Source organism: Fictibacillus norfolkensis (genome assembly GCF_014836645.1).
GTDB classification, from domain to species: Bacteria; Bacillota; Bacilli; order Bacillales; family Fictibacillaceae; genus Fictibacillus; species Fictibacillus norfolkensis.
Genome location: NZ_JACSQM010000003.1, coordinates 166,030 through 189,310 on the forward strand (window position 1 = coordinate 166,030; position 23,281 = coordinate 189,310).

Below are 23,281 nucleotides of genomic sequence, written 5' to 3' on the forward strand. Positions count from 1 at the left end.
ATGCATTATTGGTATTCATACCTGTTTTGGTTAGCTTTTAAACAAAAGATACTTACACCTGTTGAAAATCGGGTCAAAAAAAGACAACAGAAATCGTTCATGTTGTCTTAGTAGATTATGTTAACTTTTGTGTTATCAAGTCTGCAACAAGAATATAGCGCTCAGGTGATGCACCTATAAAATCAAAAGGATAACAAGTGGATACCGTTAGTGTTGCTCTCGGTTTAGGTACTATGACCGTTCTGTCGTCTTTATCTACGATGCGCACATGTCTAATTTTATAGGTAAAGGTACCTGCTGACGTTTCTACGATCAACTTGTCACCCTTTCCAACTTCACCTAACTTGCGAAAAACAGTATCTCGATGTCCAGAAAGAACGGAATTATCCTGTTCTCCTGGTAAGACACTTTTCTCAAAATGACCTACACCTCTTTCTAACTCCTCTTCATCCGTTCCATGAAAAATAGGTAGTGTAGCATTCAATTTTGGTATGAGCAAGTTCCCAATATTCTCGCCTTTATTTGGTCTTATCGAATAAAGGGGTTCTCGATTTAAGTTTCCTTTGTGCAGCCTTGAGGGTTCTTCCGCACTTTTTACAATCTTTGTCTGACCTGTGTGAAAGAGCATATACCCTTTAATAAATGTGTAAGCATTAGTTGTACTGAACCAAAAACCGAGTAAGATTAAAACAAATGAAAAGAAAAGAAGTATCTTTCGAATGCTGCCTCTTATTCTCATTAGATTCCTTTGACGCGAAATCTTCTAAATAGGAATATTCCTGCCGCTAAAACACTTAACCCTATTAAAGAGTTCTCTAAGTGGTTTGTAGCGGTTGTTGGAAGTTTTCCGCCTTTCACTGTTTTTACAGGTGGAATTACTTTCGTCGGTGTTGCAGAAACAATCTTTTCAACTTTTTGAATATCTTTTCCTGTTTCTTGTATCAGTTCAGATCCAAACATTTCGGCCGTAATGCGTATATCTGCTAATAGTTTTCCTTTTAGATTATATATTTCCATAATAAGATCATTTCCATTTGTCGTTTCCATCATCATTAATGAATCCATTGAAACAGGTTGTTTTTGTCCATCAACAACCAGATAATACTTTGTCTCAAGTTGTAATAGTTGTTTCATCTCAGAAAAGATGGAAAGAAGTTCAGCAACTTGTTCGGAAGTAAGTTCGTCTGCTGTTTCAAAATCTTCAAACGCCATCATTCTTTCGGCAAGGGTCATCATTTGATCAAGGAAAACTGCATCTTCCCAATTCAGAGTCTCCATATGACTCAAAAGATTTTCTATTTCTGTTTCTGTTAAATCAATCTCTGTAAACAGATCCTCGATATCATCACCCATATAGTCATCGCCATTTATATAAAAATCAACGGCTCCTTCAAGATCTTCAATGTATTCGTAGTTTTCTCTCGAATCATCATTTTCTTTTAATAAAGCATCCAGTTCCGCAAGGGAAGCTAAGTTATAATCTCTTAATAGCTGTTGAAGATTATCATCGTTAATAAGAGTTCCTTCCCAGTCGTCTCCATTAATATAATAATCTACCGACCATTCCAGGTGTTCGATATATTCATAGTTTTCACGTGAATCATCGTTTTCTTTTAATAAAGCATCCAGTTCTTCAATGGATTTTAAATCGTAATCATTTAATAATTTTTGAAGGTTTTGTTCGTCTATAGGTGTGCCGATCATAAAATCAACTTCTTCAAACAGATCCTCTTCAAAAATAATATAAGTTCCATCAAGAACATCTTGCCCTTCCTCAATAGATCCATATTCTACAAGAAGTTCATTGAGTCTATCTCGACTGATGTCAAACTCTTTTAACACGAATTGAACACCTTTTTCTGATAACGGAGTACCAAGTTCATCTGCCGATTCAAAATCTCTTAAAGCCGACTCTTTGCTGTTCAAATAAGCAACAAAATCCTTAGAGTTCCACCCGATCTCTTGTAAGAACACTTTATACTCTTTGTCGTTCGCATTGATTGCAAACGCTGACAATGGCAAAATGCCGAGGCTAATCGTAATAGCCAATAAGAAAGTAACAACCTTTTTCATCCCTGACCCCCAGAAAACTTGTTTAATATAATTTCTAGAAAATTATACTGCCAAAATCTTTTTTTGCATACAAGTTTTTTTCTTTAATAGAGAAATTGAGTGTTATCTATTTTTTCTTATAAATTGCTTAATAATGTTAGTCTTTCCACCTAAAATAGAATGTTCATGATTTCTTCATTGTAAATACCGTCAACTTTGTTTACGATAAAAGTAACTTCTTTTTATTTAGTAAAAATTCTACGAGGTGAACAATGGGTAAACAAAAAAAGAATAAGGCATATGTAAACAGCTCAAAGAAAAAGAACAACTCTTCTCCTGTTTGGCTTTTTTGGACGATTGGTATTTTGACTCTAGGATTGATCATTTTTCTGTTCAGCGGTGCACTTGAAAATGATGATACGACAACAGCTGATATTTCCTATGAAAACCAGCCTTACTTAGGTGAGAAAGATGCGACTGTTAATATTATTGAGTTCGGAGATTACAAGTGTCCTGCATGTAAGAACTTTAATGAGTCATTCTTCCCGCTAATTGACAAAGAAATGATTCAAACAGGTAAGGTGAAATTCTATTTCTTAAACTATCCGTTTATTAATGTAGACTCAGAACGCTCTGCTATTTTTGGGGAAACCGTTTATAAAGAATTAGGAAATGAAACGTTTTGGAAGTTTCATAAAACGCTATACGAAAAGCAGCCTGACGATCAGAATCTAGAACGACAAGATATCTTTACCGAGAAATTCTTAACAGAAACACTTGGTGAAGTGACTTCAGATGAAGATGTTAAGAAAGTAACCGAAACATGGAAGAACAAGGACATTGAAAAAGCATTAAAAACAGACGAAACACTTGTAAGTGAACTTGGTGTAACTAGTACACCTACATTGTTTGTTAATGGTAAAAAGTTTGAAGGTACATCTTTAGAAGATTTAAAGAAAATGGTTGATGATGCTGTGAAGGAGAGTAAATAAAGGTGGGTAATAAACCTTTGTTGATCGCTTGGATCGCATCGATCGTTTCCATGGTAGGAAGTCTGTTTTTTAGTGAGGTCATGAAGTTTGTGCCATGTAATTTTTGCTGGTATCAAAGGATATTGATGTATCCGTTAGTAATTGTGCTAGGTGTAGCCTTTTATCAACAAGATCATAAAGTCACACGTTATGTCCTTCCTCTATCTATTCTGGGCATCATCGTTTCAGGCTATCATTATGCTCTTCAAAAAATACCTGCATTAAAGGCGTTTGAGGTATGTACATCAGGTGTTCCATGTTCAGGTGAATATATCAACTGGCTAGGATTCATCACGATCCCGCTATTAGCGTTTGTTGGATTTACAATTATAACAATTTGTATGTTATGGATGAGAAAGCAAACGAATTAATCGGTTGCTTTTTCTTTTACGCTGAAAATACAAAAGAGCCTGCCCTATAAAAAGGACCGGCTCATCACTTGAATAGAATTATTTTAGATCTACGTTATGATACACTTGCTGCACGTCTTCTAAATCTTCTAAAGCATCGACTAATTTCTCAAACTGAACCTGTGATTCTTCAGTGAGTTCCACATCGTTTTGTGCAAGCATTGTTAGTTCTGCTACAGAAAACTCTGTAATCTCTGCATTCTTAAACGCTTCTTGTACAGCATGAAACTGATCAGGTTCAGCGTAAACGATAACAGATTCATCTTCTTCGATCACATCACGAACATCTAGATCTGCTTCCATCAACAATTCCAAAACATCATCAGCTGACTTTCCTTCTAGCCCAATTACAGCTGTTGCATCGAACATGTAGGATACAGCTCCAGAAACACCCATGTTTCCATTATTTTTATTAAAAGCAGAACGAACTTCCGCTACAGTCCGATTCACATTATTCGTCAAGGTATCCACAATAATCATTGATCCGTTCGGACCAAAACCTTCATAACGAAGCTCGTCGTAGTTCTCGTCAGAACCGCCTTTTGCTTTTTCAATCGCTCGATCAATGATGTTTTTAGGTACGCTATATGTTTTTGCTCGTTCCAAAACCACTTTTAACGACTGATTAGATTCTGGATCAGGCTCACCTTGTTTTGCTGCCACATAGATTTCACGACCGAATTTTGCATAAATACGGCTCGTATTTGCGTCTTTTGATGCCTTTTTCTCTTTAATATTATTCCATTTACGTCCCATATTGCTCACTCTCTTTCAACTATAAATCTATGTAGAACATTATACATCAACTTAACTAATATTTAGTAGTATAAGAATCAAAACGAAAAGCAACCTGATAACCAGGCCGCTTTTAGCTATCGTCCATATTTATAGATTCTTTCTGGTCTGCCTACACCACCATAAGTGATGTCTGCTTTTGCTTTTTGTTCTGAAACGAGATATTCCAAGTATCGCCTTGCGGTTGTTCGGCTAACTCCGGTACGCTGTCCGAGGTCTTCTGCAGTAAAACCTTTTTTGTGCTGCATCAATATGGTCAATATCTTTTCTAGTGTAATAGGATCTATTCCTTTTGGGAGTAAGAATGGTTCAATCTCTATCTTTTCGCGTTTTAATAAAGAATCGATCATGTTTTGATTGATTTCTTTATCAGCTGACAGTTGTGTGATAGATCGCTTATATTCGTTGAATTGCAATAAAGTATCTTTAAACCGCTGAAAGATTACTGGCTTTACTATATAATCAAAAATTCCATCCTCTAGAGCGTGTTTTAAGGTTTTCACCTCTGTTGCAGCTGTTACCATGATGACTTCCATTCCTCGAAATTCACTTCGAATCCACCTTAGCAGATCGAGTCCATTCATATCTGGAAAATATATATCTAAGATAACTAAGTCAGGTTTTAATATGGAAATCTGTTCTTTCGCTTCTTCCTCGTTTAATGCAATGCCACATACAGAAAAGCCTTCTACTTTTTCAACAAATTTCCGGTTGATCTCAGCAATACGAATGTCGTCTTCTACGATAAAAACTTCCCATGAGCTCATGATGTCTATCCTCTATTCTTTCGGGATTATAACAGTGAAAAGCGTTGTATCAGCTTTTGTTCTCTCATAAAAGATTTGACCGTTTAATACTTCTACAGCTTGTTTGATCAGAAATAAACCGTATCCACGATCTTGTCCTTTTGTAGAGAATCCCTTTTTATATAACATATTAGCGATATTCTCAGGAATTCCTTCTCCATTATCTTCAACTTCCATGATCAGCTGTTCTCCGTAATCAGAAAGACTGATTTTTACTATTGGGTCATGCGTTCCGGACTCCATTACAGCATCCATTGCATTGTCTACTAAATTCCCAATAATGGTAACAAGAAATTGTCGGTCAATCGAGTCAGGTATATCTTTTAATTGACTGGCAGAATCAATTGTAAAGGCAACTCTCAGTTCGTTTGAACGATTAAACTTACCGATTAACAAACCGCCTATATAAGGATCAGAAATATAATCCATGATAAATTGTGTAAAGTTTTGATGAACATTTGATTCTTTCGTAATAATGTCTTGTGCCTCTTGATAAGAACCTAATTGAATCAAACCTGAAATTAAATACAGTTTATTTGAGAATTCATGAGTTTGAGCTCTTAAGCCCTCACTATAGCTTTTAACTTGCGCGAGTTCCTCATTTAATCGATAAAGCTCATCTCTGTTTCTAAATGTCGCAACAGCCCCTATTACTTGATCATGATCATCTAATATAGGAATGCGATTTGCGATAACTTTCGTGTTTCCGAGTTTCATCTGTTCGTCAAATTCATTTTGACCAGAAGCAATGACATCAAGTAATCTTGTATTTGGTATTGCTCTTAACACATTTTTGCCGATTAGATTCTCACTTCCTGTTTGGAGCATCTGAAGAGCAGTGTGATTTGCGAGTGTTATTTCACCTTCCCGATTAACAGCGATCACCCCTTCTCGAATCGCTTCTAAGATCGCGCTTTTTTCTTTGTATAACAATCCGATCTCTTTTGGTTCTAATCCATGGGTGGCTCTTTTTACTCCTTTTGCAATCATTACAGAACCGAGTGTTCCTAACAGCAAAGTAATGGTACCTATAATGATAATCTTTAATTTATACGGCCAAATCTCCTCTTTAATTTGATCGGTTAGAAAACCTACTGATACCAATCCAATAATTTCGCCGTCATTATTTCTAATAGGTGATTTTCCTCGCACAGCTGGACCTAGAGAACCTGTTGCTTCAGTTATACTCGGTTCACCTGATAGGGCTTTTTGGTTGTCACCACCTACCATTTTCTTCCCAATTCGTTCTTTTATGGGGTGTGAATAACGAACACCTTCTTTGTTTCCAACTACGATGTAATGAGCTCCAGTCTTCTTTCTGATCTTTTCTGCATAAGGCTGGATCGATTTAGAGGGTTCATCACTTTCAAACGCATCAATAATAAGTGGGTTGTTACTTACCGCATAAGAAACACTTAGGGCCCTCTCCCCAATTTGACTTTTCATCGTGTCTTCAAACATATTTTGAAAGATAACCGCTAATATGGCGATCACTAAAAAGATTAGGGAACAGCTGATGAGAATTAATTTTGTTTGCAGTTTCATAGTTTCCCTCCGTAGAAATAGAAAAGACTTTCTTAGAATAGAAAGTCTTCTCTACCTATCTTCTTTTATCCTTCAACGTTTACAACAACATTTTTTCCTTTTAACCTTAGAACAAAAGGTATGAGAATCCATAGAACGGCGCAAACCAAGAAAAATGCAGATATAGGTTGTTGAACAAATACCATAAAATCACCGTTTGATGTTGTTAAAGCACGTCTCATGTTGTTTTCAATCATTGGTCCTAAGACTAAGCCGAGTACAAGAGGAGCGATCGGATAGTCGTTCTGTGCTAATAGATATCCAGCAAGTCCAAAGCCGATCAATAAGAACAGATCGAACGTGGTTACTTGTACAGCGTAAACTCCAAAGACAGAGATAGCGATAATAATAGGCAGCAAGTATTTAGCTGGTGTTTCAATAATTTTCGCAAAAACCTTAACAAGCGGCATGTTAAGGATAAGAAGCATCAAGTTTCCGATAAACATCGAAGCGATTAGCCCCCATGCCACGTCCGGGTGATCACTAAATAATAAAGGCCCTGGCTGAACGTTATACATGATAAGAGCTCCCATAAGAATCGCTGTCGTTCCAGATCCCGGAATTCCGAGTGTTAATAATGGAATCATTGCTCCTCCTGAAGCTGCGTTGTTTGCTGACTCAGGAGCGGCAACTCCGGCAATCGCACCTTTTCCAAACTTTTCAGGATTTTTACTTATCTTCTTCTCAGCGATATATGAGAAGAAAGAAGCGAGTGTTGCGCCTGCACCTGGTAAGACACCAATAAAGAATCCTAAAAAAGAACCTCGGGCAATCGGTCCAGCACTTTCTTTTAGATCTGCTCTAGAAGGGAGAACTCTCCCAACTTTCGCTACCTTTTCTGCATCTTCTTCCTTATGCAGAATCGTCTTAAATACCTCACCTAATGCAAATAGACCTACAGCAACCGTTAAAAATTCAAGTCCTCCAAATAGAACAGGAATATCATAGGTGAATCGAGCAACACCAGAAACCGCATCGATTCCGATCGTGGCGATCAAAAGGCCGGTTACGGTCATCATCCATGCCTTCGTGATCGATCCTCCTGCCAAGCCACTAACTGCGGCAAGGCCTAACAGCATTAAAGAGAAATATTCAGCTGGTCCGAATTTTAAAGCCATCTCTGAAAGTGGATCTGCTAATAATACCAATCCGATGATGGAAACAATTCCGGCAAAGAAAGAACCGATTGCTGCGATCGATAAGGCAGCGCCTGCTCTGCCTTGCCGAGCCATCTGATAACCATCAAGTGTTGTAACAACAGATGAAGATTCACCAGGTGTGTTTAATAGAATGGATGTAGTAGATCCACCATACATAGCTCCATAATACACACCCGCTAAAAGAATGATAGAACTTGTAGCTGCTGCAGAAGGATCCATTCCGCTAGTAAAAGTAGCTGTTACAGGAATTAAGAGTGCAACACCACTCATCGGTCCTATTCCAGGTAAGACGCCTACTGCCGTTCCAATTAATACACCGATAAAAGCAAAGAATAGATTTTGTGGCTGTATCGCCGTTTGAAATCCTTGCATTAAAAAATCCATAACTCCCATTCTAAAACCCTCCTAACTAAACCAAATTGGCATTCCAGGCAAAGAACCTTCCAACACAACAACGAATAAGAAATAGACAAAGAATGAGAAAGCCAAAGCAATGATTCCATTTTTTATCCAACTTCCTCTTTCCATAGCTTGAAAGGAAACATACAAAAATAAGAAAGTACTTAATATATAACCTAGTGTTTCGATGAAACCTGCGTACAGAAGGCTTGCAGTTAAGATAATGATAAATCTTTTAATCTGTAAACTTTCTGTGTTCTTTTTTTCTTTTTGTATATTTTTAAAAGATTCAAGAAAGAGTTTAACGCTAAGTAATATAAGAATAAGTCCTAAGAGAAAGGGAAAAACGTTAGGTCCGACTTCACTTCCATAAGCACTTTTCGAAATGTTGCGGCTTTCTATTAAAAAAGCTGCCCCAAGTAAAGCAAATAAGATGCTTGCATAACGATCAAATTTTCCTGTTTGCAAAGTACTTCCCTCCTTATTTGAAAAAAGGAGAAGTAGAAATACTTCTCCAAGTCCCATCTATTTATTCATTCCTAATGATTTCAACAAGTCTTCTACTTGTTTTTCTTGATCTTTTAAGAAGGTTTCAAATTCTTTACCATCTTTAAATTCCGATTCCCAGCCGTTCCGCTCTAGCTCGTCCTGCCACTCTTTACTTTCGTTTAATTTCTTCAATGTTTTATCCCAATATGCCACTGCACTATCAGACATCTCTTTCGGTCCGAAGACACCTCTCCAAATCGTGAAGTCTGCATCGATTCCAGCTTCCTTAAATGTCGGAACATCTGCCAGGTCACCTTTTAATCGTTCCGTTGAAGAAATACCAAGCACTTTTACTTTCCCAGCTTTTAAATATTCACCTACCGCAGAAGCATCAGTTGCGATATAATCCGCATTGCCCCCCAAAAGGGCTGCAATTGCTTCCCCACCGCCATCGTATGAAACATACTTGACTGTTTTAGGATCAATGTCAGATTTGTAAGCAGGTAGAACAGCTACGAGATGGTCCATAGATCCTGGTGCGGATCCTCCAGCTGCTGTGACAGACTTTGGATCATTTTTAACAGCTTCCATCAATTCTTTAAGATTGTTGTATTTTGAATCTTCTTTTACAACGATTGCTCCAAAGTCTTTTGTTAATTGTGCAAGTGGTGTCGTATCCTTAAACCCGTACGGACTATTTCCTTCTTTTTTCAAGTTATTGATTAAGATCGGCGGAGAGTTCACATAAAGCTTGTAATCATCTTTTTTATGCTGTGTCGCAAATTCCGCAAGATAGACAGCTCCGCCTCCTCCAGGTTTGTTTTCAACAGTCATCGTTTGGTCAACTGTTTTCGTTTCACCTAAGATTTTGGTCAACGAACGTGCCGTAAGATCCCAACCACCTCCAGCACCCGATGGAGCAACAACTGTTATTGGTTTTTTCGGATAATCAGATTCTCCTGCATTTGAACCTGATCCTCCGGTACTACAAGCTGTTAGTGAAGAAAGTATGACGCCTGCTACAAGCCAATTTTTCCATTTCTTCGTTTTCATTTATTCATATCCCCCTCTTTTATGGTAGCGCTTTCATTTGCTTTTCATTATCCTACCATTCACATTTTTAAATGGAAGTTTAACAGCATAAAATGCATTTTGTTCATATTGTTCACGAAAAAAAGACCACTAAGAATATCTTAGTGATCCATTGCTACAAGCTGTTAACGTTGTGATGAATTTATATTTCTTCCGTAAAAAATCTCATCCATCTCAGCATTGATCCGTCCAGTGATGTGTTCTTGAGTATCGCTATCTATTTCATCCTTTGTATAACCGAAAAGATAGTTATTGAGTTCAAAATTCTTTAATTTGCACTTTGTGTGAAAGATATTTTCTTGATAGATATTTGTATCAATCATGGTATAGGTTTTTTTAATATCTGCAGACAAATAGTTTTGTATTGAATTGATATCATGATCAATGAAAAGCTTGTGGCCTTTTATATCCCTCGTAAATCCTCTAACCCGATAATCCATCGTCACAATATCCATATCGAATGAATTAATAAGATGATTGAGTGCTTTAAGCGGTGAAATTTCTCCACAAGTAGAAACATCTATATCAGCTCTAAACGTACTAATTCCCTCTTCAGGATGAAACTCAGGATATGTATGAACGGTTAGATGACTCTTATCAAGCTGCATAACAACAGATTCTGGCATGGCTGTTGAATTTTCATCAAATGAATCGGTTGGTACTTCTACAATTGGTCCTTCCGAGACAAGTACAGTAACACTGGCTCCTTGAGGCACATAATCTTGTTTGGCTATATTTAGCACATGAGCTCCAATCGTATCGGAAACAGTTTGCAAAATATTCGTAAGCCTTTCCGCGTTGTATTGTTCATCAATATACTCAAGATAAGCTTCTCGCTCTTCTCTCGTTTTCGTATAACAAACGTCATACAGATTAAAGCTAAGCGATTTAGTTAGATTATTGAACCCGTGTAATGTTATTCGTTGATCTGGTGAGATAGACATATGTTAGACTCCCCTTATGTTTAGACATTGAATATTCATTTCAACGATGGAAATATATCTATAATACCCATTTATACAATTTAAAAAACGGTTTGAGGATGAAATGGGGAAACAGCACTTTATGATGGTTTGTTTCCTGGCCGTAGAATCAGTCTATAAAAGGTGAATCCACAAATGTAGAACCCCAATCCACGAGTTTTGGGGATGAATCCACAAGTTTCGTGGCTTAATCCACGAGATTTTGCTGTTTATCCACGAGTTTACAATCCTCGACACTTATCGACACGAACCTCTTTGCAATTTTCAGCTTAAGCCAACACGAAGCAAAAAAAAAATCCTCAAAAGCCATACCAAGCTTTTGAGGATTTTTACATTTAGGCTTTCTCAACTTCAGCCACTGGAACAACCTTTTGTCGAATAAGCGGGAGCATCGTTAATATACCGATTGCAAATAGAAGTGCTGCCCCTTCAAACATCAATACCAGTGAAAATGTCTCTTTTAGCCAACCCGTAATGGACATCGTAAGAACCATCGCACCCATAAATAATGGATTTAATATTCCGTTAACACGGCCGATGAATTTAGCCTCCGTATTCTGGAGAATGAGTGTATTGATACCGATATGAACGCATGGCATGAATAGACCACTTATAAACTCGGCAGATAAGGTTAACCAGAAATGTTCGGAGAATCCCATAATCATAAATCCAATCGCACTTGCTCCCATACCTAATGCCAATAATAATTGTGGCTTTACTTTGCTTGCGATTCCGATGGTCAAACCTCCACCTAGAATCATTCCAGTACCGAAAGCGGCCATGAGCCATTGAAGTTCTTCTTTCGGAAGACCTAGTTGTTCTGTTACTAAAAAGACGGTTAATGGCTGTGTTAAGCCTAAAGCTAACCCGGCTACGGCGAAACATGCACCAAGTAAGGTTAAAGAGCGTCTGTTGAGCACATAGCCGAAACCTTCTTTCATCTCTAACCAAATAGAAGGTTTCTCTTCCGTTTTTTCTACTTCTTCATCAGGAGGAAGTAATAGAAGAATTACGGCAGACAATACGAACGCTATTCCCATGATTGCGATTGCAGCTGTAATCCCAAATTGCTGGTATACGTAAGTTCCGAGAATTGGACCTAGAATCATAAATACAGCAAAAAGTGTTTGATACATCGACATCCCTAACTGTACCATTTCCTCAGGGACATGAATCTTAAATAACTTCATACCTGATGGCTGAGAAAATTGAGACAAGATCGATGAAACGAGCGTTGCAAAGAATATGACTTTCCAGCTTCCAAAAAGCAGCGTTAATAATACAACAAAGATAGAAACAGCGCTTAATAAATCACACCAAATCATCGTCTTTTTGGGTTTCCATCTATCAGCAAACGTTCCACCGATAAATGAAAACAAAAATATTGGAGCAAACTCTGCTACAGATATTAAAGATACAGCGATTGGATTTTCGTTCGTTTTTTCTATCACGTACAATAAGATGGAATAGTTACGAACCCATATCCCTATCTGTAAAAAGAGTACCGAAAAAAGAATGGTACGAATTACTTTGTTTTGAAAAAGCATACCCATTGTGATCTTGGGTTTGTTTTGATCTTGTTCCACTTTATTAATCCCCCTTATTCGAAGAGACGTTATTTCCACTCTCCAAACCAATGTTTCCATTTATTTAAAATTATATCCTTTAATGGTGGAGAATCAATTCCTTTTTGTTTCTTGAATTCATTATAACTAGCAAAACCTATGAGAAGGATACCTGTTAATAATAAATATACCCACCATGGCATGTTCCCCCAGTATGGGCGAGTTTGAACCAAGACATTCAGAAGTAGTACGATCAAGCCAGTAAAGAAATAACTTTTTTGCTTGGAGATAAATCCATATATGATGCTAGTGAATGATAAAGAACCAAGTATGATCGCATCCATAACTTGATAGCTCTCTATCGCATCGATCATCAATGTTACCCCTATTACACCAAGTAACACATATTGAATCAGGTTAGCTATACGTTCCGAAATGTCCCACATTTTTCTTGTGATCACATAACTTAATAAGATCCACGGCAGTACAATGAGTTCAGTCTGAATAATCTCTGGAATTTCAAATTGATCAAGAAGTGAATAATAAGAGAACAGGACAAGCAAGCTGGAACACGTTTGGAGTATTCTCTTTCCGATCAAAACATCCAAGAATCGATTTCCTTGAACGTAAAAAAGAATAGCAAGTATGACTAGACCAATCGTTGTTAACATATTTTCCGATCGCACCAATCCTGTAAGTACATGAATCAATCCAAAAGCTGCAAAGAAATCAAATTGAACAAAATCAGATTTACTGTATAGCTTTTTAAAGAAATACATACCCGCCAGTGAAATCAGTATGCCTGAGATGAACCAAGCAAGTGAATACATTTCAGCGGCTATTCGATGTATGAACAACCATTCTTCTAAATCGATCATTAAGTAGATCAACATGATCACTGATGTGTATTTCCAGTACCTTTTTAACGATTGATAGAACAATATAAATCCGATTAGTGCTGCTGCATGAATAATAAGAAAGACCTCATCAGATCCTCTAATCGTTATATACTCTCCTAAGAAAATGACGGAAAAAGGTACAAGGAAGAATCGTAATCGTGTTTTCCATTGATTATTTAAAATAAAATAAAACCCTGCTAGAAGAATGCTGTAAACAACAGGACCTTCATTCGTCAGCCATTCTCTAATAAAGTATTGGAAACCAATAGCTAAAAATATCAAACTAGCATAAAGATTATACCTGATTTCGTATTCTTTACGAGCACGGTATACGTACATTCCATAAAGAATCGCAAGTAAAATGAACGGAACGGTTGATGTTGTTATGAGTAAAGCATATACTCCTAAGATTAAGGTGATTAAGTGCGATACAACCTTCGTTGGATATTCACTGCTTGAGTCGATCTTCTGGAATACCTCGCTACTCATTAATAACAAATAGGAAATGATGATGAATGCATAAACGGATTCCTCAGTCCCTAATGTAAATCCTAGTAGTTCTGCTACATGATTCAGTGTAAAGAATAATGCAATCTGTATCCCAGAGAATCCTATCGCCAAATTAAAATGTTTAGTGAAAAACCATAACACGATCATTAGGAAAATAGACGATAGAATCTTTAGCCACGTAAAATCACTTTCGACTAAGATGACCAGGAAATTCATAGTCGTCGTAATGGTTGTAATTGAAACAAATGAAGTCGCAAGCTGCTTCTGCTTTCTTTGCCAAAGATAGACTACTAAAGTGACGACACTGCCAAGAAGTAAAGAGTATGATAATGTCGGTGATGGCAAGTACTTCATCCCCAACATAGAGAAAGTAAAAAAAGTAAAAATCGGTACCAGCCAGGTGGCTACCATTTTTTCTTTTCCATTTTCAATTAAAAAGTGACGAACAGATATTATGAATAAGATAGCGGAAATCACACTTCCTTGACCATAATGAGCGAACTCCAAGGACAATAGAAAACTAATAAGTAATCCTCCACCACCGACTAATAAACTTGCTCTGTTCAGTGGTTTGAGATACTGTCCGATAGAATAAGATAATGCGCTTGAGATACCAATTGCTAGAGTCCAATAATCTTCAAAGCGATCACCCGTCACATGATACACTTCCATAAACGCACAGAATAGATAAAACGGTGCCAAATATTTAAAGAATGAAAACGTAGAGTTGTAGCTTAAGAATATAAAGTTACCAGCTAAAACTAGATACCCTAATAACAACCACACACTGCCTTCTCCTACAGACAATAGCACGCCTTCAACGGTTATATATAAGAAAGCAAGTATAGATATTACTCCATTAGCAAGCTGATAATATTTTTTTAATACTGTATCTGAAAAATTAGCAACCACCACTAATACAATCGGTATAAGCACGATCAAGAACAAACGATATTCTATTAACAGAGAGTTTTGAATCAATTGATAAAGACCGTACGTGATAAAACCGATAAAGAAAAGTTCATATTCTTTTCTTTGATTGACCATTCTCATCGACAAGTATAATACGGCGGTTAAAATAATATTGAAGCTTTGGTATAGTTGATTCTCAAATAGAATTAAAATGAACAGTGTCGATAGAATCAAATTAACTTGTATAAACAAAGGCAAGATTTGAAGAAATATAGATTGCTTTCCTTTTTTGAAATGATACAAAAGAATAAATCCTACATTTCCTAATGCATAAACAAAATAAAAAGCTTCCTTTGTTAATCCAAACGAAAGGATTAAATACGCATACCCAATTGCGATAGCGACAAAAGTAAACCAGCTGAATAGCTTGGATTTAAAGTACATCCCAAAATAATAATAGATCGGGGCACAAACGACAGTCGTCATAACGCCTAATATATATCTTCCCTCTCCATAAAAACTGAGCCATTCCCCAAATAATTCAAAGTAACCCGCTGAGAGTACGGTAATCGGAATAAACAGGGCAAACAGAACAAAGAACGTAAAGGCCGTTTTTCTGATCTGAAGTATTTTTTCCGAAAGTACGCCAAGGCCACCAAATAATAAGGCTATACCTCCAACTAGCATTGTTTTTGTAATGGAACTAAACACATCCCAGTTGCTTGTAGCAAGAGTAAGTCCTCCTAATAAAAGCAGAATCACTCCCGCTGCCATAATGGTTGTAATATTTCTTTCTCTTCTCTGTTCAGGTGTGATTTCCACTTTTGGATTAGGTGGAGGAGCTACTGTTTTTACTGGCTGTGGATTTTGTTTAGGTTCATCACTCGTAACTTCTGCTGTATGTAAATTCGATTCGTTAATTTCTTTTTTTCTAACATCTTCTCTATATCTGTAATAACCATCTAGAACCTTTAAATAATCCTTCTCTTTTACATATCCTCCTTCTTTTAACTCGTTAAGATCTTTAATGAATCTGGACTGGTCCATCATACGCCCCCCTAATCTTCTCCTTTGTTGAATGTATGTAACAAAAAGAAAAGAGATAACATGTAGTTACCTCTTTCTTAACTTCTGTATCATCGTCATAATTTTACATTAATTACCTTTACGTGTCACTAACAACTATTAGTGAAAAAGTTCATCTCACACCCTTTTCTTTCTCATCATACTCTGTATTACATCACGAAAGGGCTAAATGCCCATTTCAACGGGGAGGAATACAGATGGGCGTTGAACTAACAGCGCTGCATTGGATTTATGTTGTGTTTATCGGTTTGATCATTGGTTTTATGGTTAAGAGACGCGATACTACATTAATAAGTATTCTCGGTATCTTCTTAATCTCTATTACTGCGACTAGTTCATTAACGGGTTCTGTCAGCAGTATTTTTAATAGTTTTATTTATGCGATCACTGAGCTTCTTCCTACAATACTTGTAATCTCAATCATCGTTGCCATGAGTAGAGTTCTGACCTCAACAGGCATCAATGATGTGATGATCTCTCCATTTTCGAAATTCATTAGAACACCCGGACTCGCTTATTGGACAATAGGTATTCTAATGATGATTATTTCTTGGTTTTTCTGGCCATCACCTGCAGTGGCACTCATGGGTGCCGTGCTTCTTCCCGTTGCCATTCGGGTTGGTCTTCCTGCACTTGGCGTAGCCATGGCTATGAACCTGTTTGGCCATGGTATTGCTCTATCAGGAGATTTTATCATTCAGGCAGCACCTAAACTAACCGCTGATGCCGCAGGTTTGCCGGTAAGTGAAGTAATTAATGCGAGTATCCCACTCGTGTTTGTTATGGGTCTTGTAACGACAATAGCGGCTTTCTACTTTTTAAAGCGGGACTTGAAGTCTGGAAAGTTAAACGAGAGTACAGGGCTTACTGTGAACCCAGTAAAAACTTCAAGTGATCAAGAGTTAAAGTTGCTGTCGAGTAAGCAAAAACGATTCTTTGCTCTCTTTATCCCTGTCATGTTTGCAATGGATGTAACAGCGATGTCCATGTTTAATCTACAAGGCGGAGATGCAACTGCACTAATCGGCGGTACCTCTGTATTAATTCTGCTTTTAATTACGATGGTCAGCCATAAGAACAAAGGATTAGAGAAAACAACTTCTTACATGATTGATGGTTTCCAATTCGGATTTAAAGTGTTTGGTCCTGTTATTCCGATCGCCGCCTTTTTTTATCTAGGTGATTCAGGATTTGCTAAGATTATCGGTGAGTTCCTGCCTAAGACATCTCATGGTATCGTTAATGATCTTGGTGTAGCACTTGCTTCTGTGGTTCCGTTAAGTAAAGAGGTAGGCGCCATAACATTAACTACTGTGGGAGCTATTACTGGTCTCGATGGCTCAGGATTTTCAGGAATCTCACTGGCAGGATCTGTCGCAAACATATTTGGTACTGCAATAGGAGCAGGAGCAGCGACATTAACAGCACTTGGTCAGATCTCGGCAATCTGGGTTGGAGGAGGTACACTCGTCCCTTGGGCGTTAATTCCAGCTGCTGCAATCTGCGGAGTTGATCCTTTTGAACTTGCTAGAAGAAACATAAAACCTGTTTTTATCGGATTAGTTGTAACTACCATTGTGGCGATCTTTTTGATTTAATACGCAGAAAAAGAGGAGTGGGCTGGTTGCCTCCTCCTCTTTTTCATATTATTTTCTAAAAGATTGTTGTTTTTAGACGTTTATTTCTCTTCTTGTGCGAGTTGATTGAAGCGTAAAAACTACTTTCAAAGAGTATTAATGAATACGAAAATAGTTATTAATTATTTGTAAATGTATCCTGAACAAATTCAATAAAACGAATCATATCCTCTTTTGAAGCAAATCCAGCTTGAGCAGATTTGACAATTCCGCCGCCCTTACCATTAAAAGAACTAAGGTTTTCTTTGAAGAATGAGCCGCAAGAAACATGTGAAGAACCATCATGCATGACGATGATACGATTTTCTAAGCTGGAAGCAAGTAAGATCAATAAAGGTTCCTCACTCGCTATTTTTATAGCAAGATCTTTCGTATCATTAAAGCTTTTATCTTCAAAAACATGTATGAGCAGTCCTGCTATTGCTTTTGAAATAAGCTCTTTACTTAGAAAATGATTATTCTCCTCTTTTAGTCGTCTGTTCTCCAATTCAAGTTCCTTCTGATTGTGCTCCCATTTTTCAAGACGATTCATCACTTCATCTCGACCCGTATTAAATTTGCCTGAAATCATAGTAAGCATTTTCAAAGCTTCATTGTAGTCTACTAATGCACGCTGACCACATTTAAAATACAATCGTGTGGCACCTTTTTGTTTTTCGGCTTTCAAAAGTTTGATGATTCCGATCTCAGCGGTTGAACGAACATGAGTACCTCCACATGCATTATGCTCGATGCCTTCAATTTGAACAATTCGAATGTTCTCCTTAACTTTCGGCATCTTTAATAATGGCAATTGTTGAAGCTCTTTATCGGAAACAAAGTATGTATGTACCGTTCTGTTTTTATAAATCTCCTGGTTAACGGATTTTTCAATGAAATCCATTTGATGTTGACTCAGTGTGTCTGTTTCAATATCAATCGTTGCAATCTCTGAACCTAAATGAAAACTAATGGTACGTGCTTGATACAACGAGTAACAAACAGCAGATAGCAGATGCTGTCCGGTATGATGCTGCATATGATCTAATCTTCTATCCCAGTCTAACTCACAGGTTATCGAGGATGTTTCAGGCAGATTTCTCACTTTATGTATCACTTCGTCATCTTCAATAAAAACATCGAGTACATCATGTCCGCCAATCGTCCCTGTATCAAATGGCTGACCACCACCTGTAGGATAAAAAGCGGTACTTTCTAAGATCACAAAAAATTCTCCATGTTTATTGAACGTTGTTTTTACCTTTGTTTCCCAGTTTTTTGTATACGGTGAAGAATAATATAATTTTTCAGTCATAACTTTTCATCCCTTCTTACTCATTATTCATAGTTTAAACGAATTAGAGAGATGAATAAAACAAAAAGGAGAAAACCTAGATGGTTTCCTCCCTATGAGATGAGACACATTATATGATTTATTTAGAATCTGTATAAATGTGGATGGCATCTCGTAAAAATGCAGCGGTTCCTGGCTGTTCTTTATCATAATAGGCAGTGAACCGTTCGTCGTCTACATACATCTGTGCGAGATTCGCATGTGCTTCTTTGCTATATTCGTGCCAGTACAGCATCAACCACTTCTTGTGGAGCTCAGCTGCCTTTTGTGCTGCATCTCCAGCAGGGTCTCCTTTTTTAAAAGCTTTAGCTAGTATAGCGTGAATTTCCTCTGCAAGTTTAGTAGCATTGTCATGTTCGCTTTGAGTCATGTTCAAAACTTTTTTCTTAGATTGATCAACAGCTTGATCTCCATATTTCTCACGGATCTCTTTACCAAATTTTTGTTCGTTTTCTTCAACCATCTGTTTTTTAAATCCTTCAAATTTCTCTATATCTTTCATCGTTATTCTCCCTTCGTTCGCAGCGATCGTCTGCTCCACATTCAAAATCAGACGGTCTAACTGTTCTCGTTTGTTCAGGAGTTTTTCACGGTGTTCACGTAATGCTTCAGCTGGTGAGAAGCTTTGAGATGTGACGATTTCTTTAATTTGATGCAGTGGGAGATCGAGCTCTTTATAGAACAAAATCTGCTGTAGTCGATCCACTTCTGCTTCACCATAAATTCGATATCCTGAGGAGTTTATTCTTGCCGGCTTAAGAATATCTATCTCATCATAATATCTTAATGTTCTGGTGCTTACTCCTGCTAGTTGGCCAAGCTTTTGTATGGTGTATTCCAATGTGATCACCTCCTGACACACTTAACTCTACACCTTTACGCTGCGTGAAGGTCAATAGGCGTTTCATATATTTTTTTAGTTTTATTTAAATAAAATCATTATCAATACCCATAAAATGGTAAAATGAGATTGGAGGTAAATGCCATGAAAAAAAGTAGTACGTGGTCACTGGTCTTACTGATGTTAGGATTGTTAATTATTTTTAATGGAGATTTTTTAGGTCACAATGAATGGATGGTTCTAGGGGGATTTCTCATAATCCTGCTTGGGGCTATGTTATGTTTTGTAGCATTTTTTCAAAATGAAAAAGGCAACGCAAAATTTATAAATCTTGCTTTATCTATACTTGTGATATTTATCATCACCTGGTATAGACCTTTTGAGATTATAAGAATAATTAGTTGGCTGAAAAACATCTCTTAAATGCTATAAACCATTTACACCATGATGAAAAACGCATATTTTAATTAATATGCGTTATATTGCTTATGATATTTTAAACCTTTTTTTCGTCCTAAAAGCAGCAATAGCTGCTATTACGATTGCTCCAGCTGTATCGGCAAGTAGATCCACCATCGTGTCAAAATTCCCTCCGCCTTGTAAGGTCATTCCAAAGAATTGATCCATGCTGAATTCATAGATCTCCCAAACCACCCCTCCAAATACAGAGAAAGCCAGTACAAATAAAAACACAAGCCAATAGGAAATCTCTTTCCTAGCTTCGGGGTGCGTCATCCTTTCATAAAGTGCAATGGCTACAAAAGCCAATAATGCTCCACTTAAAAGGTGTAAGAAGGTATCCCACCACCCTAAGCGATAGAAATCTAAGATAGATCCTAAATACTGCGATGCAACCAAAAAGGCAAAGTATGATATCATAATAGGCATATTGAATTTAATCTTAGTGAATAGAATTAAACATAATGGAATTAGCCCACAGAATATACCACCGAACGCCACCTGATAACTGTGTGTCTCACCTTTTGAAAAATAATAAAAACATAGGTAAGCCATAAATATGGCATAGGCAGCACTAAGAACAATCAAGATTTTTCGTTTCAACCTATTTTCACCTCACGAAATTAATCTCTAAAACAGTAGCTAACTAAAATAACCTACAACTTTTCTTAAAATATCCTTGATTAACAGGTTTAACCTTTTGATTGCGATATATACTTGGTTTCTCTCCAAATAAAAAAGACACAGAAATGTGCCTTAAGAAACCCTTTATTCATACTTATGCATATTACGCTCACTCTATATCTTTAATGAAAGCAATCAAACGATTCACCTCTTTAAAACCTACACTTTTATGAAAGTGATAACTCGTGATATTGGACTGTTCAATATCTGAACCAATCTGACTGCAACCTTTTGTCTTTAACCAGCTTTCTCCTTTTTCTATTAATTTTTTCGAGATGCCCTTCTTTCTATACTCTGGTTTTACATAAATGCCTTCAATAAACCCTGTTGGACTGTCTTGAGATCCTTCGACATAATCACTTCTAACGGAAATATGAATAAATGCAATGAGTTGAGCATGCATTAGATATACAATCACTTTATCCTTATCAGAATTTAGAAGTTGTTCGAATTCTTTTCTCAAATCACTGAACTCATTATCTGGCCATAATGCTATAGCCAATTCGGTCAATGAATCAAGATCGTGTTCATTTGCTTCCTTAATCGATGCCATATTCAACACTCCTGTTTAGAATTTTAGACTTTCTTATTTCGACAAATGCACATGTGAAAACCTTTTTTTTGAGCGCCATAAGAAATAGTAAGCAACTTCTTTTCATTTTTTCTACCGTTGCTTTATAGTCTAAGATAATTATAGGGTTATTTTGGAAAAGAGGAGTTTTTGGTGAAGTATGCTATTAAGCTAATCTTCTTTTTTATAGGCTTATTAATCTTTAGTTATGGAATCGCCATGGCCGTTCAAGTAAAATACTTAGGAATCAGTCCATGGGACGTGTTGAACCTTGCTTTGTATGATCGGTTTGGTTTCACGATCGGAACTTGGAATATTATAGTGGGTTTTTTATTAATAACTTGTACGATGATTCTCAATCGAAAGTATATTAACATTGGAACTTTTTTAAATGCAGTATTAGTTGGAGTTTTTGTAGACTCCTTTTTATTTCTTCAGATACTTCCTAACTCAACGAACACATATATTGATACATTAATCTTGTTCTTTGGCATTTTATTAATGGGAATTGGTGGAGGTATGTATTCAGCAGCAGGAATAGGAGCGGGTCCGAGAGATGGACTCATGTTATCTTTATCAGATTTAACTGGATATTCAATTAGTAGAGTAAGAATATCCATGGAGTGCCTTGTCTTAGTGGTTGGTCTAACTATAGGTGGGCCAGTTTTTATTTTCACATTTCTATATACGTTCATCCAAAGTCCCATCTACCAAAAATCCTATTTGGGTTGTAAGAAGTGGATCGCAAAGTATATGTATAGATTTGACGAAAAAAAGAAGTTTGTTAGTTAACGCAAGCAAACATAAGAAGAAGGTTTTGCAATGAAGTATAAAAGTTTAAATCAACATAAGAGTTTTCAACTATTAGTAACATTGAGTATTGCCTTAGTAGGCGGTCTCTTATTCAACTTATTCAGTTGGCCGATTCCTTGGCTTTTAGGTACTATGACTGCCGTATTGATTGTAAATCAACTAAGTTGGACCCAGTTATACTGGCCTGTTCTTTTAAGAAATACGGGTTTGATCATCGTTGGTTATTCAATAGGTTTAACGTTTACGAAAGATACGTTAAAGCTTATGATCACTCATTTGCCATCCATGGCATTCATGACGATCCTATTATTATTAATCTGTTCAGGAATGGCATTTGTCATATCTCATTTTACATCCATCAATTTCCCGACTGCTCTTACCAGCTCAATTCCTGGTGGTCTATCACAAATTATTACATTTGCAGAAGAGACAAAGGGAATTGATATTACAACCGTTACGTTCTTTCAAGTCACACGTCTCATTGTAATCATTTTCGCTGTTCCATTTCTGATTTTCAGTCCTATATTTTCCTCAGGAAGTCCGGCTATTATTCCTAATGTTATTTCAGAAGGAACCTCTTCTTCCTTTTTCCCACAGATTATTCTATTTGGATTATTTTCTGTTGGGATGGCTTTATTAGGGAAAAGAATAAAGCTTCCTACAGCTTTTTTGCTCGGACCAATTCTAGGAATTGCAGCTTTAAATATCGTTGGTTTAACAGGACCTCCTCTTCCTGCTTCAATACTTGATGTTTCTCAATTTTTAATCGGGGGATATATTGGATTATTATTGAAGCCTGAAAAGCTTAGAAAAAAAGCTAGTATGATTCCAATTGCGTTGATCAGCGGATTCATGTTGGTAAGTATCGCACTTCTTCTGAGTCTTCTGTTGATCTATCAATTTAACTTTTCTTTCATCACTAGTTTCCTGAGTATGGCACCTGGTGGAGCTGATCAGATGGGGATTATCGGACATGAGCTAGAAGCGGATGTAACGATGATTACAGGTTATCAACTTTTCCGCATACTTTTTATCTTTTTTGCAGTACCCCCTCTCTTAAAATGGGTTTTGCGCGCTCAAATGCATAAAATAGTCTCAAAAAATGATTAATATTTCACTTTATTAAAGACTTAAACATCCCATAATTGAATGATGGGATGTTTGTTTTTT

Annotated in this window: 21 protein-coding genes; 6 read left to right on the top strand and 15 right to left on the bottom strand. The window is 36.9% G+C overall.

The window, feature by feature from the left end; translation table 11 throughout:
• Positions 1-115: 115 nt before the first annotated feature.
• A complete protein-coding gene (locus H9648_RS08160) occupies positions 116-739 on the bottom strand; it encodes a class D sortase (RefSeq protein WP_191753406.1) in 624 nt (207 codons plus the stop codon).
• Positions 739-2,073, bottom strand: a complete 1,335-nt coding sequence (locus H9648_RS08165) for a processed acidic surface protein (RefSeq protein WP_191753407.1) — start codon at positions 2,071-2,073, stop codon at positions 739-741. The genes H9648_RS08160 and H9648_RS08165 overlap by 1 nt, the downstream gene beginning before the upstream one ends.
• Positions 2,074-2,324: 251 nt before the next feature.
• On the opposite strand from H9648_RS08165, the gene H9648_RS08170 reads away from it, so the two are divergent.
• Positions 2,325-3,044, top strand: coding sequence for a DsbA family protein (locus tag H9648_RS08170; protein WP_191753408.1), 720 nt, complete (start codon positions 2,325-2,327; stop codon positions 3,042-3,044).
• A 2-nt stretch (positions 3,045-3,046) separates the two neighbouring features.
• The gene (locus tag H9648_RS08175; RefSeq protein WP_191753409.1) at positions 3,047-3,454 is read left to right on the top strand and encodes a disulfide oxidoreductase; all 408 of its coding nucleotides are present in this window, start codon (positions 3,047-3,049) and stop codon (positions 3,452-3,454) included.
• Positions 3,455-3,532: 78 nt separating this feature from the next.
• On the opposite strand, the gene H9648_RS08180 is transcribed toward H9648_RS08175, so the two are convergent.
• The 9 genes from H9648_RS08180 to H9648_RS08220 all read right to left on the bottom strand — a co-directional run bounded on the left by H9648_RS08180 (position 3,533) and on the right by H9648_RS08220 (position 15,734).
• Positions 3,533-4,249 carry a YebC/PmpR family DNA-binding transcriptional regulator gene (locus H9648_RS08180; protein WP_191753410.1) on the bottom strand — a complete coding sequence of 239 codons (717 nt, stop codon included), beginning with the start codon at positions 4,247-4,249 and terminating at the stop codon, positions 3,533-3,535.
• Positions 4,250-4,365: 116 nt separating this feature from the next.
• Complete coding sequence (locus H9648_RS08185) at positions 4,366-5,055, bottom strand: response regulator (protein ID WP_191753411.1); 690 nt, start codon at positions 5,053-5,055, stop codon at positions 4,366-4,368.
• Positions 5,056-5,067: 12 nt separating this feature from the next.
• Entirely contained in the window at positions 5,068-6,639 is a 1,572-nt protein-coding gene (locus H9648_RS08190; RefSeq protein WP_191753412.1) for an ATP-binding protein, read from the bottom strand.
• A 65-nt stretch (positions 6,640-6,704) separates the two neighbouring features.
• Positions 6,705-8,231 (bottom strand): tripartite tricarboxylate transporter permease, encoded by a 1,527-nt coding sequence (locus tag H9648_RS08195; protein WP_191753413.1) that lies wholly within the window; start codon positions 8,229-8,231, stop codon positions 6,705-6,707.
• Between the two features lie 12 nt (positions 8,232-8,243).
• Positions 8,244-8,705 carry a tripartite tricarboxylate transporter TctB family protein gene (locus tag H9648_RS08200; protein ID WP_225218804.1) on the bottom strand — a complete coding sequence of 154 codons (462 nt, stop codon included), beginning with the start codon at positions 8,703-8,705 and terminating at the stop codon, positions 8,244-8,246.
• Between the two features lie 57 nt (positions 8,706-8,762).
• Positions 8,763-9,779, bottom strand: a complete 1,017-nt coding sequence (locus tag H9648_RS08205; RefSeq protein WP_191753415.1) for a Bug family tripartite tricarboxylate transporter substrate binding protein — start codon at positions 9,777-9,779, stop codon at positions 8,763-8,765.
• A 164-nt stretch (positions 9,780-9,943) separates the two neighbouring features.
• Entirely contained in the window at positions 9,944-10,762 is an 819-nt protein-coding gene (speD, locus tag H9648_RS08210; protein WP_191753416.1) for an adenosylmethionine decarboxylase, read from the bottom strand.
• Positions 10,763-11,136: 374 nt separating this feature from the next.
• Positions 11,137-12,354 carry an MFS transporter gene (locus H9648_RS08215; protein ID WP_191753725.1) on the bottom strand — a complete coding sequence of 406 codons (1,218 nt, stop codon included), beginning with the start codon at positions 12,352-12,354 and terminating at the stop codon, positions 11,137-11,139.
• A 62-nt stretch (positions 12,355-12,416) separates the two neighbouring features.
• Positions 12,417-15,734: a hypothetical protein gene (locus H9648_RS08220; protein ID WP_191753417.1), complete on the bottom strand. Its 3,318-nt coding sequence runs from the start codon at positions 15,732-15,734 to the stop codon at positions 12,417-12,419.
• A gap of 236 nt (positions 15,735-15,970) precedes the next feature.
• On the opposite strand from H9648_RS08220, the gene H9648_RS08225 reads away from it, so the two are divergent.
• The gene (locus H9648_RS08225; protein WP_191753418.1) at positions 15,971-17,371 is read left to right on the top strand and encodes a hypothetical protein; all 1,401 of its coding nucleotides are present in this window, start codon (positions 15,971-15,973) and stop codon (positions 17,369-17,371) included.
• Between the two features lie 157 nt (positions 17,372-17,528).
• Here H9648_RS08225 and H9648_RS08230 read toward each other — a convergent pair whose 3' ends face one another.
• Positions 17,529-18,704, bottom strand: coding sequence for an alanyl-tRNA editing protein (locus H9648_RS08230; protein ID WP_191753419.1), 1,176 nt, complete (start codon positions 18,702-18,704; stop codon positions 17,529-17,531).
• A gap of 118 nt (positions 18,705-18,822) precedes the next feature.
• Entirely contained in the window at positions 18,823-19,584 is a 762-nt protein-coding gene (locus H9648_RS08235) for a MerR family transcriptional regulator (protein WP_191753420.1), read from the bottom strand.
• Positions 19,585-19,728: 144 nt separating this feature from the next.
• On the opposite strand from H9648_RS08235, the gene H9648_RS08240 reads away from it, so the two are divergent.
• On the top strand, positions 19,729-20,007 hold the full coding sequence (locus tag H9648_RS08240) for a hypothetical protein (RefSeq protein ID WP_191753421.1): 279 nt from the start codon (positions 19,729-19,731) through the stop codon (positions 20,005-20,007).
• Positions 20,008-20,070: 63 nt separating this feature from the next.
• Here H9648_RS08240 and H9648_RS08245 read toward each other — a convergent pair whose 3' ends face one another.
• Both H9648_RS08245 and aac(6') read right to left on the bottom strand, forming a co-directional pair.
• A complete protein-coding gene (locus tag H9648_RS08245) occupies positions 20,071-20,646 on the bottom strand; it encodes a DUF2238 domain-containing protein (protein WP_191753422.1) in 576 nt (191 codons plus the stop codon).
• 190 nt (positions 20,647-20,836) lie between these two features.
• Positions 20,837-21,280, bottom strand: coding sequence for an aminoglycoside 6'-N-acetyltransferase (gene aac(6'), locus H9648_RS08250; protein ID WP_191753423.1), 444 nt, complete (start codon positions 21,278-21,280; stop codon positions 20,837-20,839).
• A 171-nt stretch (positions 21,281-21,451) separates the two neighbouring features.
• Here aac(6') and H9648_RS08255 point away from each other — a divergent pair, with 171 nt between their 5' ends.
• Positions 21,452-22,090: a YczE/YyaS/YitT family protein gene (locus H9648_RS08255; protein WP_191753424.1), complete on the top strand. Its 639-nt coding sequence runs from the start codon at positions 21,452-21,454 to the stop codon at positions 22,088-22,090.
• A 30-nt stretch (positions 22,091-22,120) separates the two neighbouring features.
• Positions 22,121-23,221 (top strand): AbrB family transcriptional regulator, encoded by a 1,101-nt coding sequence (locus H9648_RS08260; protein WP_191753425.1) that lies wholly within the window; start codon positions 22,121-22,123, stop codon positions 23,219-23,221.
• Positions 23,222-23,281: the final 60 nt, after the last annotated feature.